Genomic DNA, 2,377 nt, shown 5'->3' with positions numbered 1-2,377 from the left:
TTTGAAGTCAATCATATAGCTACTGCTTTTCGTAATAATACTCAAAATCTCAGTGTTGATTATGGGCATGCATTCTTTTTCACAGTGAAAAATGGAAAGATCATAACAGTATATAGTTTTGGTCCAAAGGGTGCCGCAACACCAACAAAGCGAGAGTTAGCAGCAGGAATTGATGAGTTTAGTGGAAGACGTCCCGCTACTATAAACTACCCCATTACTGAAGTTTCAAGACTCTACAAATTTAGAATAAGCAAAAAACAGTTAATAGCAATTAAAAAGCAAGCTGACCAATTTAAGAAGAAGGTTATATCAGGTGAAGAAAAATATACAGCATATATGAATGATACTTGTGCAGAAGCGGCAAAAGATGTTTTAGACGGCGCAAACATTGATACGCCTAGTGGTAAGGGTTATATTACTACACCTAGTGGAACAGCTAACTTCTTATTTGAACCCTCATATATCGATGGACGGAAAGTACCTTTTACAGGAGCAATGTTTGTAAACCCGTATTCTTGGTATGATGGGAGTTTCCCAAACTTTGTGTAACTGCTTATAATCCACTAACTGGAGAATAAGCAATGACTACTCAATCTGACATTAAAAAACTAGCCGAGCAAATGGCTGGTAGCATGAAAAGCTTTGATGACATCAAAGACTTCCAAAAGCAGCTCATGCAATCCTTTATTGATACTGCCTTAGAGGCTGAGATGGAAGAGCATCTCGGCTACCCTAAACATGAGAAGGCAGACAAGCCCAATAAGCGCAACGGCCACACTAAAAAGACCGTCCGCAGTGATAGCGGCGCGCTTGAGATCTCCACCCCAAGAGACCGTGATGGTGACTTTGAACCTGCGTTAGTGCGTAAGCATCAAACCCGTATCAGTGGCCTTGATGATAAAATAATCATGTTTTATGCCAAGGGTCAAACCACCACTGAAATTGTCGAAACCATCAAAGACATCTACGACGTTGATATATCAAGCTCTCTTGTCTCAAGAGTCACGGATAACCTCTTAGATGACATCACCGCATGGCAGAACAGGCCACTGAGCAGCATCTATCCTATTGTCTACCTAGACTGCATTGTCGTTAAAGTACGTCAAGACAAGCAGATCATCAACAAGGCTATCTATCTGGCGCTAGGCGTGGGGCTTAACGGTAAAAAAGAGCTGCTTGGTATGTGGTTATCAGAGAATGAGGGCGCTAAGTTCTGGCTGGGCGTTCTCACTGAGCTACAAGACCGCGGAGTACAAGACATCCTCATTGCCTGTGTAGACGGCCTAAGGGGCTTCCCTGATGCCATTAACACCGTTTATCCCAATGCTCAGGTTCAGCTGTGTATCGTGCATATGGTGCGTTACTCCATGAAGTTTGTACCATGGACGGATAAAAAGGCCGTAGCGGCTGATTTAAAGGCCATTTACGGCGCTGATACGCTTGAGATGGCAGAGGCCAACCTTGAGCACTTTGATGAGACTTGGGGCAAGGAGTATCCGCACGTGGTTAAGTCTTGGCGCAATAACTGGGAGGGCTTAACGGTGTTCTTTGAGTATCCGAAAGACATCAGAAAAGCGATTTATACCACCAATGCGATAGAATCACTGAACAGTGTGATTCGGACAGCGGTGAATAAGCGCAAGGTATTCCCATCTGATCAGGCAGCATTCAAAGTGGTGTACTTAGCCACCCAGCAGGCATCCAAAAAGTGGTCGATGCCAATCCGTAACTGGACGTCTGCTCTGAATCGTTTTATGATTATGTTTGATGACCGTATCAGTAAGCATTTAATCTAAATGGCAGTTACACAGAATCTGGGATGGTCTCGAAGGCTATCCTCTATTGACTCAAATAGAACCGCATCAAGGTGAGAAGATGTCATAACTGCATCATTTTCTTGTGACTTTTCACTTTGTTGGATGCTTTTTAATCGGCAATATAATACTGCCACTTTTGAGCTTATATATTAGTAACACTTTTAAAAGCCTTTTATCAGGCAGCTCTACTATTACTCTCACAGTAAATTCGTTCTAACATCTCTCCTCATCTTAAGAACGCTCCTAAGTAGTCAGTCTTCTTTCTGTTTTGATCTTGATTTTTATCTCAAATAGCCTTATATAACAAATATAGCGTTGTATAGTAAATTGACGTTTTACGCTCAGTTTTTTAGTATTTCGCTATGTTTCTGAGACTATTGCGTAGACAACTATTACTCAATATCCTGATTATTTACGCCCTCACTTTTATATAATCTTTTTTATTCCCAACTTGTCATTCATATAATTCGTTATTTTGGTTTTTTTCTGACTTTCTTATCTCTAATATCACCTCATAGAGCGTACTTAGATACATTTTAGTATGCGTTAATAGATTGACT

At 41.1% G+C, this 2,377-nt stretch carries 1 protein-coding gene and 1 pseudogene; both read left to right on the top strand.

The features are described 5' to 3' along the window. Positions 1-549: pseudogene (locus tag JMW64_RS13720) on the top strand (hypothetical protein); the annotation flags it as partial. 32 nt (positions 550-581) lie between these two features. After that, positions 582-1,796, top strand: a complete 1,215-nt coding sequence (locus JMW64_RS13715) for an IS256 family transposase (protein WP_201555344.1) — start codon at positions 582-584, stop codon at positions 1,794-1,796. Positions 1,797-2,377 lie beyond the last annotated feature (581 nt).

Source organism: Psychrobacter immobilis (assembly GCF_904846065.1).
GTDB lineage: Bacteria > Pseudomonadota > Gammaproteobacteria > Pseudomonadales > Moraxellaceae > Psychrobacter > Psychrobacter immobilis_H.
Note: the sequence above shows the minus strand (reverse complement) of the source record. Positions and strands in the feature narration are given on the sequence as shown.